General features: G+C 45.3%; 1 pseudogene. It reads left to right on the forward strand.

Annotation, left to right across the window (positions count from 1 at the left end):
• Positions 1–389 (forward strand): annotated as a pseudogene (locus tag AB4329_RS15385) (23S rRNA pseudouridylate synthase B); the annotation flags it as partial.
• Positions 390–609: the final 220 nt, after the last annotated feature.

Here is a 609-nt window from a genome sequence, read left to right on the forward strand (position 1 = left end):
ATATCTACCTTGATAAGAAACTGCCTCGTGGCGGTTGGAAAGAGCTAGATCTTCAAGAAGTTAACTACCTGCGTGAGCTTGTTGAGCTTAAGCCTGAGAAAGAGACACTGTTGGATCTTGATCCTTCAAACACTTCTCGTAAGCGTGAGCGTTCTCGTAGCCAAAAAATTCGTCGTGCTGTTAAACGTCACGAAGAGCGTGCAAACGCACCAAAAGGCCGTAGCAACCAAACTAAGCGTAAGAAGCCTGCAACTCGCGGTACTACAACACCTGATTCAGGTCGTAGCGCTCCAGCTGCAAACAAAGGCAAACCTCAGGCTAACAAAAGTAAGCCTAAACTGAACAACGGTCGTCCGGCTAAACCAGCTAAGCCAAGAACACGTCAGTAATTACGTAATTTCTTACGCGTAAAGCTTCATTAGCTGAAAGCACTGAATACTAAAAAACCTGCTCATTGAGCAGGTTTTTTTACGTCTGGAGAAATAGCAGATGTGGGATGCGAGTAACCGAGTATCGAAAACATGCTGCCATAAGTGACAGTAAGCGAGCTTTTCGCATCTCTTATCTCGTGTAGGCGCATCTATAATCTGCTCGTATCTCGTATCTCGT

Source organism: Vibrio sp. 10N.261.54.A5, assembly GCF_041471145.1.
Classification (GTDB): Bacteria; Pseudomonadota; Gammaproteobacteria; order Enterobacterales; family Vibrionaceae; genus Vibrio; species Vibrio crassostreae_C.